This is a genomic window from Mycobacterium persicum (assembly GCF_002086675.1).
GTDB classification, from domain to species: Bacteria; Actinomycetota; Actinomycetes; order Mycobacteriales; family Mycobacteriaceae; genus Mycobacterium; species Mycobacterium persicum.
Genome location: NZ_MVIF01000023.1, coordinates 45,487 through 63,777 on the forward strand (window position 1 = coordinate 45,487; position 18,291 = coordinate 63,777).

At 64.2% G+C, this 18,291-nt stretch carries 14 protein-coding genes; 9 read left to right on the top strand and 5 right to left on the bottom strand.

What is annotated here, in order from left to right:
- Positions 1-207: 207 nt before the first annotated feature.
- From mshC to BST40_RS10320, 3 genes are read left to right on the top strand one after another with little or no spacing between them, the layout of a single operon-like run.
- Entirely contained in the window at positions 208-1,452 is a 1,245-nt protein-coding gene (mshC, locus tag BST40_RS10310) for a cysteine--1-D-myo-inosityl 2-amino-2-deoxy-alpha-D-glucopyranoside ligase (RefSeq protein ID WP_075547404.1), read from the top strand.
- A gap of 24 nt (positions 1,453-1,476) precedes the next feature.
- Positions 1,477-2,358: an SDR family oxidoreductase gene (locus BST40_RS10315; RefSeq protein WP_075547405.1), complete on the top strand. Its 882-nt coding sequence runs from the start codon at positions 1,477-1,479 to the stop codon at positions 2,356-2,358.
- 31 nt (positions 2,359-2,389) lie between these two features.
- Positions 2,390-3,601 (top strand): FAD-dependent monooxygenase, encoded by a 1,212-nt coding sequence (locus BST40_RS10320; RefSeq protein ID WP_075547406.1) that lies wholly within the window; start codon positions 2,390-2,392, stop codon positions 3,599-3,601.
- Here BST40_RS10320 and BST40_RS10325 read toward each other — a convergent pair.
- Positions 3,598-4,482 (bottom strand): PAC2 family protein, encoded by an 885-nt coding sequence (locus BST40_RS10325; RefSeq protein WP_371687234.1) that lies wholly within the window; start codon positions 4,480-4,482, stop codon positions 3,598-3,600. The genes BST40_RS10320 and BST40_RS10325 overlap by 4 nt on opposite strands.
- An 89-nt stretch (positions 4,483-4,571) precedes the next feature.
- Between BST40_RS10325 and metH the strand changes: the two genes are divergently transcribed.
- Both metH and BST40_RS10335 read left to right on the top strand, forming a co-directional pair.
- The gene (gene metH / locus BST40_RS10330) at positions 4,572-8,159 is read left to right on the top strand and encodes a methionine synthase (protein ID WP_075547408.1); all 3,588 of its coding nucleotides are present in this window, start codon (positions 4,572-4,574) and stop codon (positions 8,157-8,159) included.
- Between the two features lie 327 nt (positions 8,160-8,486).
- The gene (locus BST40_RS10335) at positions 8,487-9,713 is read left to right on the top strand and encodes a PPE family protein (RefSeq protein ID WP_308736959.1); all 1,227 of its coding nucleotides are present in this window, start codon (positions 8,487-8,489) and stop codon (positions 9,711-9,713) included.
- Between the two features lie 75 nt (positions 9,714-9,788).
- On the opposite strand, the gene BST40_RS10340 is transcribed toward BST40_RS10335, so the two are convergent.
- From BST40_RS10340 to BST40_RS10355, 4 genes are all read right to left on the bottom strand, one after another.
- Positions 9,789-12,143 (bottom strand): arylsulfatase, encoded by a 2,355-nt coding sequence (locus tag BST40_RS10340; RefSeq protein ID WP_083154176.1) that lies wholly within the window; start codon positions 12,141-12,143, stop codon positions 9,789-9,791.
- A complete protein-coding gene (locus BST40_RS10345) occupies positions 12,098-12,757 on the bottom strand; it encodes an alkaline phosphatase family protein (protein WP_083154178.1) in 660 nt (219 codons plus the stop codon). Before BST40_RS10345 ends, BST40_RS10340 begins: the two co-directional genes overlap by 46 nt.
- A 60-nt stretch (positions 12,758-12,817) precedes the next feature.
- Positions 12,818-13,846, bottom strand: coding sequence for a hypothetical protein (locus BST40_RS10350; RefSeq protein WP_083154179.1), 1,029 nt, complete (start codon positions 13,844-13,846; stop codon positions 12,818-12,820).
- Between the two features lie 545 nt (positions 13,847-14,391).
- Positions 14,392-14,739 carry a hypothetical protein gene (locus tag BST40_RS10355; RefSeq protein WP_075547412.1) on the bottom strand — a complete coding sequence of 116 codons (348 nt, stop codon included), beginning with the start codon at positions 14,737-14,739 and terminating at the stop codon, positions 14,392-14,394.
- A 332-nt stretch (positions 14,740-15,071) separates the two neighbouring features.
- On the opposite strand from BST40_RS10355, the gene BST40_RS10360 reads away from it, so the two are divergent.
- The 4 genes from BST40_RS10360 (at position 15,072) to BST40_RS10375 (ending at position 18,197) form a co-directional block, all read left to right on the top strand.
- Positions 15,072-15,353 carry a phosphoribosyl-ATP diphosphatase gene (locus BST40_RS10360; protein WP_023364701.1) on the top strand — a complete coding sequence of 94 codons (282 nt, stop codon included), beginning with the start codon at positions 15,072-15,074 and terminating at the stop codon, positions 15,351-15,353.
- A 2-nt stretch (positions 15,354-15,355) separates the two neighbouring features.
- The gene (gene hisG, locus BST40_RS10365) at positions 15,356-16,210 is read left to right on the top strand and encodes an ATP phosphoribosyltransferase (protein WP_075547413.1); all 855 of its coding nucleotides are present in this window, start codon (positions 15,356-15,358) and stop codon (positions 16,208-16,210) included.
- Between the two features lie 125 nt (positions 16,211-16,335).
- Positions 16,336-16,821 carry a DUF4126 domain-containing protein gene (locus tag BST40_RS10370; RefSeq protein ID WP_075547414.1) on the top strand — a complete coding sequence of 162 codons (486 nt, stop codon included), beginning with the start codon at positions 16,336-16,338 and terminating at the stop codon, positions 16,819-16,821.
- Complete coding sequence (locus tag BST40_RS10375) at positions 16,818-18,197, top strand: FAD-containing oxidoreductase (RefSeq protein WP_075547415.1); 1,380 nt, start codon at positions 16,818-16,820, stop codon at positions 18,195-18,197. The genes BST40_RS10370 and BST40_RS10375 overlap by 4 nt, the downstream gene beginning before the upstream one ends.
- Positions 18,198-18,291 lie beyond the last annotated feature (94 nt).

An 18,291-nucleotide genomic window follows, 5' to 3' on the forward strand; every position in this document is an offset into this window, starting at 1 on the left:
GGGCGCCGAGCGTGCGCGCAGGGTGGGCCGACACGCAATCCAGTCGCCATAGCTGCACAACCAAAGTCCGGCGTTCACACTCGATGCACCGAGCCCGGCCGCTCGGAACGTGTGAGTCGCCGGGCCGGGCTTGATCGCCCGGCTCCTCCTCGCCCCGCTGCGCGGGCCGCTCGGAACGTTTGAGTCGCCGGGCCTAGAGTCGAGGGCATGCGGTCGTGGTCTTCTGCCCCGGTTCCCAACCTGCCGGGACGCGGGCCGGAGCTGCGGCTATACGACACCGCCGACCGGCAGGTGCGCCCGGTGACACCCGGAACCAGGGCGACCATGTATGTCTGCGGCATCACCCCCTACGACGCCACACATCTCGGACACGCCGCCACCTATCTGGCGTTCGACCTGATACATCGGCTGTGGCTGGATCTGGGCCACGACGTGCATTACGTACAGAACGTCACCGACGTCGACGATCCGTTATTCGAGCGGGCCGACCGCGACGGCATTGACTGGCGCGAGCTCGCCGAGCGCGAGGTCAATGTGTACCGCGCCGACATGGAGGCGTTGAGGGTGCTGCGGCCCCACGAGTATGTCGCGGCCACCGAGGCGGTCGCGGAAATGGTCGAGCTCGTCGAAAAGATGTTGGCGTCCGGCGCCGCCTACACCCTCGACCCGGAAATAGGGGAATATCCCGACATCTACTACCGGGCCGACGCGACCATGCAGTTCGGCTACGAGTCCGGCTGCGATCGTGACACCATGCTGAGACTGTTCGGGCAGCGCGGCGGCGACCCGGCCAGGCCCGGCAAGACCGACCAACTCGACGCCCTATTGTGGCGCGCCGCACGGCCCGGCGAACCCAGTTGGCCGTCGCCGTTCGGGCCCGGCCGACCGGGCTGGCACGTCGAATGCGCCGCTATCGCTCTCAGTCGGATCGGCAGCGGGCTCGATATCCAGGGCGGTGGCAGCGACCTGATTTTCCCGCACCACGAGTTCACCGCCGCCCACGCCGAATGTGTCACCGGTGAGCGGCGATTCGCCAGGCACTATGTGCACGCCGGCATGATCGGCTGGGACGGACACAAGATGTCCAAGAGCCGCGGCAATCTGGTGCTGGTGTCGACTCTGCGCGCCCAGGGCGTCGAACCGTCGGCCATCCGGCTCGGTCTGCTGGCCGGCCATTACCGGGAAGACCGCTTCTGGACCCAGGAGGTCCTCGACGAGGCCGCCGTCCGGCTGCAACGCTGGCGCACCGCGACCGCGCTACCCGCGGGCCCAGACGCCGCCGACGTTATCGCCCGGGTGCGCCGCTACCTGGCCGACGACCTCGATACACCCAAAGCCATTGCGGCGCTGGACGGTTGGACCACCGACGCGCTCGAATACGGCGGCCATGATGAGAGCGCGCCGGCGGCGGTGGCAACCACGATCGATGCGCTGCTGGGGGTAGGCCTGTAGGCGCGCAGTGGTACGTTTTCGGCCATGAGTTCGGTGCAGGACAAGGTCGTCTTCATCACAGGCGGTGCTCGCGGAATCGGAGCCGAGGTCGCTCGTCGGCTGCACAACAAGGGCGCCAAACTGGTGCTCACCGATGTGGGCACAGCGGAGCTCAGCTCCATTGCCGCCGAACTGGGCGGCGACGACCGGGTGCTCACCGTGGCGGCCGACGTGCGCGATCTGCCCGCGATGCAGGCCGCGGCCGACCAGGCGGTCAAAAAGTTCGGCGGCATCGACATCGTGATCGCCAATGCCGGCATCGCCAGCTACGGCTCCGTGCTCCAGGTCGATCCGGAGGCGTTCAAGCGGGTGCTGGACGTCAACGTGCTCGGCGTCTTTCACTCCGTGCGTGCCACCTTGCCGGCGGTGATCGAGCGCCGCGGCTACGTGTTGATCGTGTCGTCGCTGGCGGCCTACGCGGCGTCTCCCGGGCTGGCGCCCTACAACGCGTCCAAGGCCGCCGTAGAGATATTCGCTAACGCGCTTCGCTTGGAGGTGGCCCACCACGGCGTCGAGGTCGGCTCGGCGCACATGTCCTGGATCGACACGCCCTTGGTCCGCGACGCCAAGTCCGACCTGTCGGCGTTCACCGAACTCATTGCCAGACTGCCCTGGCCGCTGAACAAGACGACGTCGGTTCAGAAGTGCGCGGTGGCGTTCGTCGAGGGCATCGAGGCCCGCAAGACGCGTGTCTTCTGCCCAGGATGGGTGGGCCTGTTGCGCTGGCTCAAGCCGGTGCTGTCGACGTCGGTGGGGGAACGTCCGATCCGCAAGACCGCGGCCGAGCTGTTGCCCCGCCTGGATGCCGAAGTGGCCGCGCTCGGTCGGTCTACCAGCGCCTACAACCAAGCCGTGGAGCAGAAATAGCCGACTCGGCGCTGCTGACGCTGGTGACGCGGTGAAAGTCGCCATCTGCGGCGCCGGAATCGCCGGGCTCACCCTGGCGGAGCGGTTGTCGGCGCTCGGCGCCGAGGTGGTGTTGCTGGAACGCTCGTCTACTCCCCGGTCGCAGGACTGCATGATCGACTTTTTCGGTCCAGGCTATGAGGCCGCCGAAGCGATCGGCGTCCTGCCAGCGATCCAGGAAGTCTCCTATCACGTCGGCACGGCAAGCCTGTTCGACCAGGACGGTCGCCGGCAAGCCCCGCTGCCCTACCAGCGCATGATCGCGGCACTGGCTGGTCGGCTATGCCGGGTCACGCAGACAGACCTGGAAAAAGTGTTGCGCGACAACCTGCCGCGGGACGTGCAACTGCGCTTCGGCACCCAGGTGTCGCAGGTGTCATCCGGTGACGACCGCGTGCTGGTGACCCTCGACGACGGCGAGCAACTGGAAGCCGATCTCCTGGTCGGCGCTGACGGGATTCACTCGACCGTGCGGTCCCTGGTATTCGGCGCCGAGTCGCAGTTTCTGCGCTACCTCGGATTCCATTTCGCCGCCTTCGTGTGCGACGCCCACGACCTCACCGATGCGAGCGGCCAGCATTACGTGGTGACCGACGCCGTGAGCCGTCAGGTGAGCGTGCACACCCTGCGGGACGGTCGGACGGCGGTGCTTGCGGTGTTTCGCGCGGCCGACCCCGAGATGCCAGGTGATAGCCGCGCCGTCCTGCGGGACGTCTTCGGGGGCATCGGCTGGTCGATTCCGGACGTACTCGACCGATGCCCGCCGGCAGCGGACATCCATGTCGAACCGGTAGCACAGGTCGAGATGACGTGTTGGCATCAGGACCGGGTAGTCCTGCTCGGCGATGCCTGCTCGGCGGTTTCACAGCTCACCGGACAGGGTCCGTCGATGGCCGTCGCGGGCGCCTACGTGCTGGCCGAACAGCTGCGCCGAACATCGTCGGTGGAGCGGGCGTTCGCTTTCTATGAGCGGCTGTGGCGTCCGGTGATCGAGGCGAAACAGGAAGCCGGCCGCGATACGGTCGACTGGCTCCTGCCGGGATCGCCGTCGAAGCTGTGGATCCGCCGCATGGCGCTGCGAATGGCATGGCTTCCCATGGTCAGCCGGCGCATCAACGCCCGGTTGATCGGCGAGCCACCCGCCGTGATCGCGATGCTGCGCAACGGGTCGCCGGCCGATCCGGCCGATCCGCGACCGGCTTAGCGCCCAAATCCTGGGCGGCGGCGCCGCAGATAGCGCTCGAACTCGGCGGCCAGCGCGTCACCGTCGATCGTGCCGAGCACGTCGTTGACGTCGACCGCGGCGTCGCCGTGCTGTTCCAGCGACTGCACGTACTCGGCCAGCTCGTCGTCTTCGGCGGCCATCTCGGTGATCTCGCGCTCCCAGTCTTCGGCCTGTGTCGGCAGGTCGCCCAGCGGCACCTCGACATCGAGCACGTCTTCGACGCGACGCAGCAGCGCCACCGTGGCTTTCGGGTTCGGTGGGTGCGACACGTAGTGCGGCACCGCGGCCCAGAACGTCACCGCCGGGATGCCCGCGGCCACGCATGCATATTGGAACACCCCGGCAATGCCGGTCGGCCCCTCGTAGCGGGTTTCCTGCAACCCGAAGATCCGTGCCGATTCGGCGGAGTACGCCGCACCCGACACCGGCACCGGGCGAGTGTGCGGGGTGTCGGCTAGCAGCGCTCCGAGAATGACGACGGTGTCCACATTGAGCTTGTCGACGATGTCCAGCAGCTCGGCGCAAAATGTGCGCCAGCGCATGTTCGGCTCCACCCCATGCATCAAGACCACGTCACGGTCGCTGCCGGGCGGCCGGCAGTGCGAGATGCGCATGGCCGGCCACTCCAGCTCCCTGGTGACGCCGTCGACCTGACGGATGACCGGGCGGTTCACCTGGTAGTCGTAGTACGCCTCGTCGTCGATCTCCACGATCGGACGCGCATCCCAGATGTCCGCCAAGTGCGCCACCGCATCGCTGGCCGCGTCCCCGGCGTCGTTCCAGCCCTCGAAAGCCGCCACGACGACGGTGTTGTGCAGGTCGGGCAGCAGGTGGCCGCCGTCGGGCTCAGCATCGGGCAGAGTCACACGATCAGCGTACGGCCTGGGCCTGACCTGTCAGAGCGCTGTCAACGACTGAGGCAAATCCATAGGCCGACTATCCTTGCCATGTGACTGCCGCGAACAAACCCCGCTACGACACTGATCTTCTTGACGTTTTGGCGCAGCGTGTGGTGGTGGGAGACGGCGCAATGGGCACCCAGCTGCAGGCCGCCGATCTCACGCTCGACGACTTCAGCAACCTGGAGGGCTGCAACGAGATCCTCAACGAAACCCGCCCTGACGTGCTGGAAACCATCCACCGCAACTATTTCGAAGCGGGTGCGGACGCCGTCGAGACCAATACCTTCGGCTGCAATCTGTCTAACCTGGGCGACTACGATATCGCCGATAAGATCCGCGACCTGTCCGAGAAGGGCACCGCGATCGCCCGCCGGGTGGCAGACGAGATGGGCACCGCCGAGCGCAGACGCTATGTACTCGGGTCGATGGGACCGGGCACCAAGCTGCCGACCCTGGGCCACACCGAGTACGCCGTCATTCGCGATGCCTACACCGAGGCCGCCCTGGGCATGCTTGACGGCGGGGCCGACGCGATCCTGGTGGAGACCTGCCAGGACCTGCTGCAGCTGAAAGCGGCGGTGCTGGGCTCGCGGCGGGCGATGAAGCAGGCCGGCCGCCACATTCCGGTGATCGCCCACGTCACCGTGGAAACCACCGGCACCATGCTGCTGGGCAGTGAGATTGGCGCGGCGCTGACCGCGGTCGAGCCCCTCGGTGTGGACATGATCGGCTTGAACTGCGCGACGGGCCCCGCTGAGATGAGCGAGCACCTGCGCTACCTGTCCCGGCACGCCCGCATCCCGGTGTCGGTGATGCCCAACGCCGGCCTGCCGGTGTTGGGCGCCAAGGGCGCCGAGTACCCGCTGCGGCCCGACGAGCTGGCCGAGGCGCTGTCCGGATTCATCGCCGAGTTCGGGCTGTCGCTGGTCGGCGGTTGCTGCGGCACCACGCCGGACCACATCCGCGAGGTGGCCGCCGTAGTCGCCGACGTCACGCGCCCCGAACGCCAGGTGAGCTACGAGCCGTCGGTGTCGTCGCTGTACAGCGCCGTGCCGTTCGCGCAGGACGCCTCGGTGCTGGTGATCGGCGAACGCACTAATGCCAACGGCTCCAAGGGTTTCCGCGAGGCGATGATCGCCGAGGACTACCAGAAGTGCCTGGACATCGCCAAGGACCAGACCCGCGACGGCGCGCACCTGCTGGACCTGTGCGTCGACTACGTCGGCCGCGACGGTGTGGCCGACATGAAGGCCCTGGCCAGCCGGCTGGCCACGTCGTCGACCCTGCCGATCATGCTGGACTCCACCGAAACCCCGGTGCTGCAAGCCGGTTTGGAACACCTCGGTGGCCGTTGCGCGATCAACTCAGTCAACTACGAGGACGGCGACGGACCGGAGTCGCGCTTTGCCAAGACCATGGAGCTGGTCGCCGAACACGGCGCGGCCGTCGTGGCACTGACCATCGACGAAGAGGGCCAGGCCCGCACCGCCGAGAAGAAGGTCGAGATCGCCGAGCGGCTGATCAATGACATCACCGGCAACTGGGGCGTCGACGAGTCGTCGATTCTCATCGACACCTTGACCTTCACCATCGCCACCGGGCAGGAGGAATCACGCAAAGACGGCGTCGAAACCATCGAGGCCATCCGGGAATTGAAGAGACGCCACCCGAAGGTGCAGACCACGCTCGGGCTGTCCAACATCTCCTTCGGGCTCAATCCCGCTGCGCGCCAAGTGCTCAACTCGGTGTTCCTGCACGAATGCCAGGAAGCCGGGCTGGATTCGGCGATCGTGCACGCCTCGAAGATCCTGCCGATGAACCGGATCCCGGACGAGCAACGCAACGTGGCACTGGACCTGGTCTATGACCGCCGCCGTGACGGCTACGACCCGCTGCAGGAGCTGATGCGCCTCTTCGAGGGCGTGTCGGCGGCGTCGTCGAAGGAATCTCGTGCCGCCGAACTCGCCAAGCTGCCGCTGTTCGAGCGGCTGGCGCAACGCATCGTCGACGGCGAACGCAACGGCCTGGAAGCCGATCTCGACGAGGCGATGACCCAGAAGCCGCCGCTGGAGATCATCAACGAGAACCTGCTGGCCGGCATGAAGACGGTCGGTGAGCTGTTCGGCTCGGGCCAGATGCAGCTGCCGTTCGTGTTGCAGTCCGCCGAGGTGATGAAGACCGCCGTGGCGTATCTGGAGCCGCATATGGAGAAATCCGAGGACGACACGGGTAAGGGCCGGATCGTGCTGGCCACAGTCAAGGGCGACGTCCACGATATCGGCAAGAACCTGGTCGACATCATCTTGAGCAACAACGGCTACGAGGTTGTCAACATCGGCATCAAGCAGCCCATCGCCACCATTCTCGAAGTCGCCGAAGACAAGAGCGCCGACGTCGTGGGAATGTCGGGCCTGCTGGTGAAATCCACTGTGGTGATGAAGGAAAACCTCGAGGAGATGAACACCCGGGGGGTCGCCGAAAAATTCCCGGTGCTGCTCGGGGGCGCGGCATTGACCCGCAGCTATGTCGAAAACGACCTCGCCGACATCTACGAAGGCGAAGTGCACTACGCGCGTGACGCTTTCGAGGGCCTCAAGCTCATGGACACCATCATGAGCGCCAAGCGGGGCGAAGCGCCCGACGACGACAGCCCCGAAGCGGTCAAGGCCCGCGAGAAGGAAGCCGAGCGCAAGGCCCGTCACGAACGGTCCAAACGCATTGCCGCGCAACGCAAAGCTGCCGAAGAGCCGGTCGAAATCCCGGAACGCTCCGATGTCGCGGCTGATATCGAGGTGCCGGCCCCGCCGTTCTGGGGTTCGCGGATCGTCAAGGGCCTGGCTGTCGCCGACTACACGGGTATGCTCGACGAGCGCGCATTGTTCCTGGGCCAGTGGGGATTACGGGGAACACGTGGCGGTCCCAATAGTGAGGGCCCATCGTACGAAGACCTCGTCGAGACCGAAGGACGGCCGCGGCTGCGCTACTGGCTGGATCGGTTGTCCACCGACGGTATCCTGGCGCACGCCGCCGTCGTCTACGGTTACTTCCCGGCGGTGTCCGACGGCGATGAGGTCGTGGTGCTCACCGAGCCCGCACCCGACGCCGAGGAACGGTACCGCTTCCGGTTCCCGCGCCAGCAGCGCGGCCGGTTCTTGTGTATCGCCGATTTCGTCCGGTCCCGCGAGCTGGCTAACGAGCGCGGCGAAGTCGATGTGCTGCCGTTCCAGCTGGTCACCATGGGCAAGCCAATCGCAGACTTCGCCAACGAGTTGTTCGCGGCCAACTCGTACCGCGATTATCTCGAAGTGCACGGTATCGGCGTGCAGCTCACCGAAGCGCTGGCCGAATATTGGCACCGGCGCATCCGAGAGGAGCTCCGGTACTCGGCCGACCGCACGATGGCGGCCGAGGACCCCGACGCCGTCGAGGACTATTTCAAGCTGGGTTACCGGGGTGCCCGGTTCGCTTTCGGGTACGGGGCATGCCCGGACCTCGAGGACCGCGCCAAAATGATGGAGCTGCTGGAGCCCGACCGCATCGGCGTGACGTTATCCGAGGAGTTGCAGCTGCATCCCGAGCAGTCGACCGACGCGTTCGTCCTGCACCATCCCGAGGCCAAATACTTCAACGTCTGACTCGGCCAGCGGTAACGGCGGACCGGCTATCGCGAATTCCTTCGCCGCAGGCTGGTCGCGATCGATCTACGATCAACTCGATCACACGCTGTTTGTCCGCCGATCGGGGGACAGCGGAATCCGCATACCGGTGGATACCGCCCATCCTCGTTTACCGAAACAATCCCTTAAATTCACCAGGATTTTCCGGCGCGAAATCGAAGGCGCCGGTTCGTTAATGGCCATAGCTGCGATGCAGCTGTGTGAGGGGGTCGAAGTGACGTCGAGTTCCGCACGGCGGCCGTGGGACACAGAAAAGAAGTTGTGCCGGTGAGCGCGCCAGTGTGGATGGCGTCCCCGCCGGAAGTGCATTCGGCACTGCTGAGCACCGGACCCGGACCTGCGTCCCTGATTGACGCAGCCCAGGCATGGTCATCGTTAAGTGTCGAGTATGGCGCGGTGGCAGCCGAACTGACCGCGGTGATGACGGCAGTGCGGGCCGAAGCATGGTGGGGTACAGCCGCGGAATGTTGTGTCGCGGCCTATGCGCCGTATCTGACATGGGTGATGCAGGTGAGTGCCGATTGCGCTCAGCTCGCTGCTGTCCACGAGATCACGGCTTCGGCGTACAAGGCAGCGCTGGCTGCAATGCCTACACTGGGCGAGTTGGCTGCCAACCACGCCACCCACGCGGTGTTGTTGGCAACGAACTTCTTTGGTGTCAACGCGATACCGATTGCATTCAATGAGGCCGACTATGCGCGAATGTGGATCCAGGCCGCTACCACCATGACGGTCTATGAAACCATTTCTTCGCCCGCGCGTGCTTCGACACCGCACGCCGCGCCGGCGCCGGCCATCATCAAGCCCGGCGCCAGTGCCGCGGACGCCACTCAAGTAACCGTCACACCATTTCCTATCTGGCAGATTCTCGAAATACTGATGAACGGCATCGCCGGGGTATTGCATTACCTCAAAGAATCGCTGTTGGCTGCTGTTCTCGCATGGATTTTCATACCGCTATGCGTTGTGGCCGCGGCGGTTGCGCTCTTAACCGGACATGCTGTTCTGGCCGAACAATTCCTTGGCTTCATAATGAATCTTGCGATTATTCCCTTCCAATTCCTCGCCGAGGCCGGATTGATTTTCGTCATGGCCACGGTGGATATTTGCAAATTGGTGATCGCATGGTTTTTAGGGAATCTAGGATCTATGGGCGCAACGGGGTTGCTGACTCACTTGGCGACGACGACAGCGCTGTCCAGCGGTGCTGCTCTGGGCGTCGGCGCGTCGAAGGGCACGGCTGTGGCACTGGAGTTGGCGGCGGCGCCATATGGCGCTACGGCTGTTGGTGCCGTCGGGTCGCTTGCAACTGCTGGCGGCGTGGTTTCGCCCGCTCAGTTGGGCGGGGCGGTGGGCTTTGCCGGAACCGTCACCAGCGGGACCGTCCCGCAAGCCGCAGGGCTGACCACGCTGAGCGACGGTACACATTGTGACGGTGCGCGGGTACCCATGTTGCCAAGCGGTTGGGTGCAGAATGTGTGCGGTGACTCCACCAGTTGGGTGCCCGCCTGAAAGGTTGCTCTCGCGCGGGTCGACATGTGCTCTTGATCGCGGCTCACCTGAAGAGCACCAACGACATTCGCGGGGTTACTGCTTGGTGAGCGCGATCTTCATCTGGGCTTGGTAGTCCTCGACGTGCGCGCCGCTGACGTCGACAATCACCCGGTGGATTCGGCCGTCGAACGCAAACGGCGGACCATAGTCGGGGGTTACCGACGACCCGGTATTCGCGCCGACCAGCATCGCTCCGCCTTGGGCCAACCGAAGGGGTGTGGTTACCGGAAAATCGCCGCGGCCGACCGCAGCGCCATCGACGAACAGCGTCACGTCGCCGGGAGTGCCTCTGCCGTTCTTGAGATCCACCGGGCCCGTCGGGGTGAATTCCACGCTGAGGAAGTGCCGCCCCGGCGGGATCGGTTGCGCCGAGCGAATCGTGAAGATCTCCTTGGCGACGTAGTTGTGCGCATAGCAGAGCCGACGGTCCTTGACATACAAGGTGATTCCCCCGTCATTGCCGCCCATGGACAGCAGGACGCCCGACGACTCGTCGGTGAGCTCAACCGCGGCGTTGATCGAGTAGGCCCGGTTGAGGATCTTGGGTGCGGCGGCCGCGGGAATGGCCTGGGTGCCCGGATAGAGCACGTATCGAGTGCGGTTGGCGGCGGCGATCCGCGGACGTTCGACGAAAGCGCGGGCCAGGCCGCGGCTGTCGATCGGCAACACGTTGTATTTTCCGGCTTCGCTGTACCAGAGCGTGATCATCGCGATCAGCCGTGCCCGCTCCTGCCCGGCCAGGTTGGTGGTCTCGGCGGGATCCTGTGCGACGTGGTAGAGCTCCCATCCGGTGGCATCGAGCTGACTGAGCATCTCCGCGGTGATCACGTCGCCGAATTTGTGCTCGGATTCGGCGAATGAGGTTCCCGGCCAAGGGCATACCGCGCGCCACCCGTCGTGGTTGATCGAGCGGTGTCCCAGCATCTCGAAGTACTGGGCGAGGTGGCGGGTGGGGGCGGCGGCGTCGTCGAAGGTGTGCGCGAAGCTCACCCCCTCGATCGGCGACTGGGTGACACCGCCGATCGCCGTCGGCGGGTCGATGTGTAGCGCCTCGAGCACCGTCGGGACCATGTCGATGAGGTGGGTGTACTGGGATCGCACCTCGCCTCGCGCAGTGATACCGCGCGGCCAGGTGACGATCAACGGATCGCTCGAGCCGCCGCGGTAGGTCTCGCGCTTCCACCGCCGAAACGGGGTGTTGCCGGCGTGCGTCCAGCCCCAGGGGAAGTGGTTGAACACCGTGGGGCCGCCGATCTCGTCGATGCGGGCCAGTCCCTCCTCAACGGTGTCGGCGACGTTGTTGAAGAAGCGGACCTCGGTGACCGAGCCGGTGGGGCCTCCCTCGGCACTGGCCCCGTTGTCCGAGACCAGCATGATCACCGTGTTGTCGTACTCCTGCAGGTCTTTGAGGAACTGCACGAGTTCGCCGATGTAGTGGTCGGTGTGTTCGAGGAAACCGGCGAACACCTCCATCATCCGGGCGTAGAGCCGGCGTTCGTCGGCCGGCAGCGTCTCCCAGTCGGCGACATCGGGATCGGCTGCCGACAGCTCGGCCGTTGCCGGCAAAAGCCCGAGTTCCTTTTGTCGTCGGAACACCTGCTGGCGGTAGACCTCCCAGCCGGTGTCGAACTTGCCGGCATAGCGGTCGGCCCACTGTTTGGGCACATGGTGGGGCGAGTGCGTCGCGCCGGGGGCGAAGTAGAGGAAGAAGGGCTTGTCCGGGGCGACCTGCTTGGCGTCGGCAATCATGGTTTTTGCCTTAGTCACCAGGTCGGGGGTCAGGTGATAGCCCTGCTCCGGGGTGGCCTCGGGTTCGGTTTGGGAGTTGTCTCGCACCAGATCCGGGTAGTACTGGTGGGTGTCGCCGCCCAAGAAGCCGTAGTAGCGCTCGAACCCGCGTCCCAGCGGCCAGCGGTCGTAGGGCCCGGCCGCGGTCATCGTTTCCTCCGGCGCCAGATGCCATTTGCCGACGCAGTAGGTGTTGTAGCCCTGGGCCCGCAGAATTTCGGAGAGGAATCCGTTCTCGAAGGGTATGTAGCCGTCGGAGCCGGGGAATCCGGTCGACCCGTTGGTCAGACACGCCAAATGGTTGGAATGGTGGTTACGGCCGTTGAGGATGCAGGACCGCGACGGCGAGCACAGCGCGGTGGTGTGCATGTTGGAATACCGCAGGCCGTCGGCGGCCAGGGCGTCGATGTTCGGTGTCGAGATCGGACTGCCGTAGCAGCCCAGGTGCCCGTATCCGGTGTCGTCGAGCACGATGAAGACCACGTTCGGCGCGCCCTCGGGAGGTCGCTTGAAAGCCGGCCAGGCCGGCGTCGACTCGTCGGCGGTGCGGCCGATCACACCGGGAAACGTTGTGCCGGGCTGATATTCGGTGATTGCCATGACTTGGTCCTCGCTTCGGCTATCGGTGTCGGGCCGGGTTGAGCTGGTTCAGCAGCTCGTCGACATCGTGGCCGAAACTGCGCATCCGCGGCGGGAATTCGTGCAACGTCGCCAGGAACCGCATGACCTGCATCGCGGCGGGGCCGTAGAGCCAAGCGTGGTTTTTCCTGCCATTCGTCGAATCCTCGGGCTTTATGGAACCGTTCGAATGGGTCGAGCTTGAGGTTGGTGATCAGCGGGGTGGTCAGCTTCTGCTGGATGGCGTTGAACCACCGATCCTGGGTCTTCAACAGCACTTTCCAGTCGCCGTAACGCAATCCGTGCAGTGTCGTCTCGGTGAAGTAGTAGAACTCCATGCGTTTGGACTTGCCGCAGCCGGTGAGCAGGTCGGTCTGGTCCACTCCGTCAAGGTGCACGCGGTACTCGCGTCCGCCGATGGTGGCGCCCTTCTTGAGCGAGTCCAGGAGATCCGGCTGGCCCAGCATCGACACGATGGTGGGAACCCAGTCCTCCATCGCCATGAACCCGCCGGTGGCGACCCCGGCCGGGATCACCCCGGGCCAGGGCACCACCGTCGGCACCCGGAACGCGCCCGCGTAGCCGCCAACGCCCATCTCCCGGGCGAACGGATGATTGCCGCCGTCGGGCCAGCTGTTGCAGTGTCAGCCGCAGCATCAGTCATCGTCGGACGACGAGTCATCAGCGGTGCTGTTTGGATCGTATGGACGTTCATATGGATATTGGGGCCGGGGGTTCTCTTGGCTATATGGGCGCGACTCTAACGCGCTAGGGGAACGAAGGAGAATCTCGGATCGCGAAAAGGGATTAGAATAATTGGCTATCGAATCATTACTGAATATGAGGTTACCGTCTTCGCTGGTAAAAATATACGTATCAAACGGGCGATTAATAGTATAGTCATGATTTTTGGGATAATCCGCCGAGGGGAACGGATTGCCAAGTTGGGAATCGCCATCAATGATGCTGCCGTCAGGATATGTGAAATCTACGTTAGACGGTTCCGGCTGGTAGTATACCTCAGGAATGCCCAGCTCATCGTTGCGAAAAGTGCTAGAGTTGTCGTTATTCGTTTGATTGTTGACGTCAGCCGTCCAGCTATCATTTGTGGAAATATCATTAGTATTCTGATCGATATAATAGTTGACTAAATTATTATCGATATCACTATTTGGATTATCGTCGATAGTCTGGTTATTAATCGGGTCGTCAACAGTGCGCACGTCGTAGTTGACGACCTGATCGTAATTGTTGTTACCGACATCCCCGTAGACGTTGTCCAGATAGTCATAGGTTATGGTGCTCCCGCTGGTGTCGATAATATCATTATTAACGTTTCCAGGCGAAATACTATTGCTATCGATGGTGTTTGAATTGTTGCTAGAATCACTACTATTGCTGCCGAAGTCACTGCTGTCGTGGTAATTGGAATTATCATTTGTGCAAGTGTCGAGTTTGAATCCGCCGTGACCGGTCAGTGTGATCGCCAGCCTGCCGGCGTTGATATTGGTGGCGGCACTGGTACCGGTCTCGATGGCGCCGGCGACGCCGCTGGTCAATGCTAGTGCGCCCAGCGCTACCATGGCGGCGCGTTTGTGGCGCTGTACTTTGGCGACGGTGGGCGGGAATTGCCTCACGTGGGATTCGGCGGGGCTATCGTCACCTTGCGGTGGCGGCATGAACATGAAGTCTGTCCTTTCATCGCGTTCATCTAATTGCCAAATTTGCTTAGGATTCGGGGTTTGTTGACCCCCGTCGGTTCGACCAGCGCCAATTGGCTATCAGGTGGGTGGAAATGCAGGTCGACCGACCGAACTCGACAATCGAGGATCAGGCATCGCCCCAACTTCGTTAGATCGCAAAGACTTACGAAACTGAACCACGCCGCAGTACGCGTGACAAGTCCCAGTCGATACATTTAATTGTCCGGACCTTAACTAAGGCTTATCAACCCAGTCCTCGCTCCGAGTGTGTGCCGTCGTCGCCGACGGTGCGCGCAATAAGCCGCCGTCGACGATGATGACCGGCATCGTCGCCGCGATGCATGACATCTTCTCTATCTCGCGGACGAGCAGCCCGGGTGGTGGCTGCCAGCAATGCAACGGCCATGATCTGGGCGTGGCGGCCGACACAAGACGCGACGAACAGCGTTACCCCGATGACGAGGACGCCCCCGGGCCGAGCGTGCGAGATCACCGAACAGGACCGACCCTGCTGGGGCGAAATATATTTAGCCGGAGAGGGTTTGGGCGGCTTCGATCGGCGCACTAAACGCAGCGTCGAGGCGGTGCCGGGAGCGCCGGTCGCGTTCATGGTGGGCGTCGGCAGCCACGAACCCGATCAGCTTCCCGAGGTCGTCTGTATTGGCCAACACGACAGCGCCGTCGGGGTAGGCGCAGCTGCCAAACACCAGGCGTTCAGCCCAGACTGACTGCGCTGATCTTGTCTTGAAATCGGCCGATGATCTGGGTGCGACGCTTCCCAAGAGATAATTCAACGAAGTTCGAATATCGAACGCGCCATGGTGTTCGACGGAAATCGCGGAGTGGTCTGGTTCGTCGATGCGCAGGACTCGCATAACTGCCGGGTATGTCGGCAGGGTATGAGGTCGCGGCAATAGCGGCGATCCTCCCGATCCGCTTGTCGATGATCTCAACGAGCCGAGGCCCCGGTCCCGGTTTAACCGTCAGATCGGTGGTGAAGATGGCCCACTATCCGTCGGGCCTCCGGGAAGAAACAGCCAGTTCAGATCCCCTGCACGACTGACTCGCCGGCGCAACCGCACCCGCGCACGATCGGATACCCTGCTCAGCGCTAACCCAGTCGCCGGCTCGCGCCCGCGCAGGCGGACGGCCTCGACCACCGCAGAACAAGAGCCAACGAAACCGCCGTGACTCCGCTTGCCGGCGCATGAAACAATCGCTGGCCGTGAAGACCTTCGAGGATCTGTTCGCCGAACTCGGCGATCGTGCCCGCACCCGGCCCGCTGGCAGCGCTACCGTAGCTGCGCTGGACGCCGGGGTGCATTGGCTGGGCAAGAAGATCCTGGAGGAGGCCGGCGAGGTATGGCTGGCCGCCGAGCATGAAGCCAACGACGCCCTGGCCGAGGAGATCAGCCAATTGCTGTACTGGACGCAGGTGCTGATGATCTCCCGCGGACTGTCCCTCGACGACGTCTACCGGAAGCTGTGAGCATGTTGCGCGTGGCCGTTCCCAACAAGGGTGCGTTGAGCGAACCGGCCACCGAAATTCTGGCCGAAGCCGGCTACCGGCGCCGCACCGACCCCAAAGACCTGACCGTCATCGACCCGGTCAACAACGTCGAGTTCTTCTTCCTGCGGCCCAAAGACATAGCCATTTACGTGGGTTCGGGGCAACTCGACTTCGGGATCACCGGGCGCGACCTGGTCTGCGATTCCGACGCCCCGGTACGGGAACGTTTGGCTCTGGGCTTCGGGTCGTCGAGCTTCCGGTACGCCGGTCCCGCCGAGCGGGATTGGACGACGGCCGACCTGGCCGGAAAGCGGATCGCCACCGCCTATCCGAACCTGGTCCGAAAAGACTTGGCCGCCAAGGGCATTGAGGCAACCGTGATCCGGCTCGACGGCGCTGTGGAGATTTCGGTGCAACTCGGCGTGGCCGATGCCATCGCCGACGTGGTGGGCTCCGGTCGCACCCTGAGCCTGCACAATCTGGTGGCATTCGGCGAGCCGCTGTGTGATTCGGAGGCGGTACTGATCGAGGGCGCCGACCGGGACGGCGCGGGGCACAGCGAGGCGCGCGATCAGTTGGTCGCCCGGGTACAAGGTGTGGTATTCGGCCAGCAGTATCTGATGCTGGACTACGACTGCCCGCGTGCAGTGCTGCACCAGGCCACCACGATCACGCCCGGATTGGAGTCGCCGACGATCGCTCCGCTGGCCGACCCGGAATGGGTCGCGGTTCGTGCGCTGGTGCCGCGCCGCGGTGTCAACGGCGTCATGGACCAGCTTGCCGCCATAGGGGCCAAAGCGATTCTGGCGTCGGATATCAGGTTCTGCCGATTCTGACCGCGGTAATGCCCGGGCGGGCCGCCCCTGTGTTAGCGTCCGCGGTGGGCTGATTGCCGGTGGTCATCCATGGGCGGTCTCCGTATCGTCGCCAGGCTGTTCTTCTGTCCCCGGAAGGGATCGCTGTGACGCACGTACTCGTCCTCGTCCTAGCTTTGTTGATCGGCGTGGTCGCCGGGTTGCGATCGGTGACCGCTCCAGCGGCAGTCTCCTGGGCCGGCTACCTCGGCTGGTTCCCAACGTTGCAGCACACCTGGGCATCCTGGGTGGGCAACATCGTGACGGTGGTGACCCTGAGCGTCCTCGCGGTCGCCGAACTGGTCAACGACAAGCTTCCCAAGACGCCGCCGCGCACCGCCGCGCCGGTGTTCGCGGTCCGGATCATCCTGGGCGGGTTTGCCGGCGCGGTGATCGGCACCGCCTGGGGCTACAAGTTCGGCGGACTCGGTGCCGGGGTTGTCGGGGCGGTACTGGGTACCTTGGGCGGCTATCACGCGCGCCGTGGGCTGGTAGCCGCCAGCGGTGGCCGCGATCTGCCGATCGCCTTGCTCGAGGATTCGGTCGCCGTGCTAGGCGGTTTCGCCATCGTCGCATCGGCGGCCGCGCTATGACGCAGCGGTTCGACTCGATCATCGTCGGTGCTGGCCAGGCCGGGCCTTCGCTGGCGGGCCGCCTGACCGGCGCAGGTCAGCGGGTCGCCGTCGTGGAGCGCAAGCTGATCGGCGGCACCTGCGTCAACAACGGTTGCATTCCGACCAAGACGCTGGTGGCCAGCGCCCACGCGGCTCATGTGGCGCGCCGCGCTGCCGAATACGGGGTCGGCACCGGATCGGTCAGCGTGGACATGGCCAAAGTGAAGGCCCGCAAAGACGGCGTCATGCTCAATGACCGCAAGGCCGTCGAGGACTGGCTGGACAGCATGGACGGCTGCACCGTGGTCCGCGGGCACGCCCGATTCGAGGATCCGCACACGCTGCGTGTCGGTGATCAGTTGCTGCAAGCCGACCAATTCTTCCTCAACGTCGGCGGCCGCGCCGTGGCCCCCAACATTCCCGGGCTGGCCGACGTCGAGTTCCTCACCAACGTGTCCATCCTCGAACTCGACACGCTGCCTGAGCATTTGGTGATCGTCGGCGGAAGCTACATCGCGCTGGAGTTCGCCCAGATGTATCGCCGCTTCGGAGCAAAGGTGACGGTCGTGGAGCGCGGCCCACGCCTGGCGTCCCGCGAAGACGAAGACGTCTCGGCCAGCATCAGGGAGATCCTCGAAGCCGAGGGGATCGATGTCGTCGTCAACGCTAACGACGTACGACTTGCCAAGCGGGACAACGGTTGCGGAGGCTTCGAGCTGACTCCCAGTGCCGGTGCCGCGCCCATTGCGGGTAGTCACCTGCTGCTGGCGGTGGGCCGGAAGCCCAACACCGACGACTTGGGCCTGGAGGCGGCCGGCGTGCAGACCGACGCCCGCGGCTACATCGTGGTCGATGACCAGCTCAAGACCACCGTCGACCACATCTGGGCGCTGGGCGACTGTAACGGCAAGGGGGCCTTCACCCATACGTCGTTCAACGACTACGAGATCGTCGCCGCCAACTTGCTCGACGGGGATCCGCGTCGGGTGAGCGACCGCATCCTCACCTACGCCCTCTATATCGACCCGCCGCTGGGGCGCGCCGGCATGACCGTCGCTCAGGTTCGTGCGTCGGGCCGCAAGGCGCTGGTCGGTAAGCGGCCGATGAGCAAAGTCGGCCGGGCCGTGGAAAAGGGTGAGACGCAAGGCTTTATGAAAATCGTGGTCGATGCCGACACCCACGAGATTCTCGGTGCGGCCATCCTCGGCGTCGGGGGAGACGAGGTCATCCACGCCATTTTGGATGTCATGTCGGCAAAAGCGCCCTACACCACGCTGTCGCGCACCATGCACATCCACCCCACGGTCAGCGAGCTCGTTCCCACGATGCTGCAGGAGATGGCGCCACTGGACTAGGAAGGCGCTGATCTAGTCCGAAGTTACGACGGGTTCTGACTGGGGATTAGTGTTCTGAGCTGGCGATATGGGCTGCTGTCTCGTCCTGATGTGT

Coding starts and splice junctions, on each gene's coding strand:
- mshC (WP_075547404.1), top strand. CDS start 208: ATGCGGTCGTGGTCTTCTGCCCCGGTTCCCAACCTGCCGGGACGCGGG.
- BST40_RS10315 (WP_075547405.1), top strand. CDS start 1,477: ATGAGTTCGGTGCAGGACAAGGTCGTCTTCATCACAGGCGGTGCTCGC.
- BST40_RS10335 (WP_308736959.1), top strand. CDS start 8,487: ATGGCGTCCCCGCCGGAAGTGCATTCGGCACTGCTGAGCACCGGACCC.
- BST40_RS10340 (WP_083154176.1), bottom strand. CDS start 12,143: ATGGCAATCACCGAATATCAGCCCGGCACAACGTTTCCCGGTGTGATC.
- BST40_RS10345 (WP_083154178.1), bottom strand. CDS start 12,757: ATGGGCGTTGGCGGCTACGCGGGCGCGTTCCGGGTGCCGACGGTGGTG.
- BST40_RS10350 (WP_083154179.1), bottom strand. CDS start 13,846: ATGTTCATGCCGCCACCGCAAGGTGACGATAGCCCCGCCGAATCCCAC.
- BST40_RS10355 (WP_075547412.1), bottom strand. CDS start 14,739: ATGCGAGTCCTGCGCATCGACGAACCAGACCACTCCGCGATTTCCGTC.
- BST40_RS10360 (WP_023364701.1), top strand. CDS start 15,072: ATGAAACAATCGCTGGCCGTGAAGACCTTCGAGGATCTGTTCGCCGAA.
- hisG (WP_075547413.1), top strand. CDS start 15,356: ATGTTGCGCGTGGCCGTTCCCAACAAGGGTGCGTTGAGCGAACCGGCC.
- BST40_RS10375 (WP_075547415.1), top strand. CDS start 16,818: ATGACGCAGCGGTTCGACTCGATCATCGTCGGTGCTGGCCAGGCCGGG.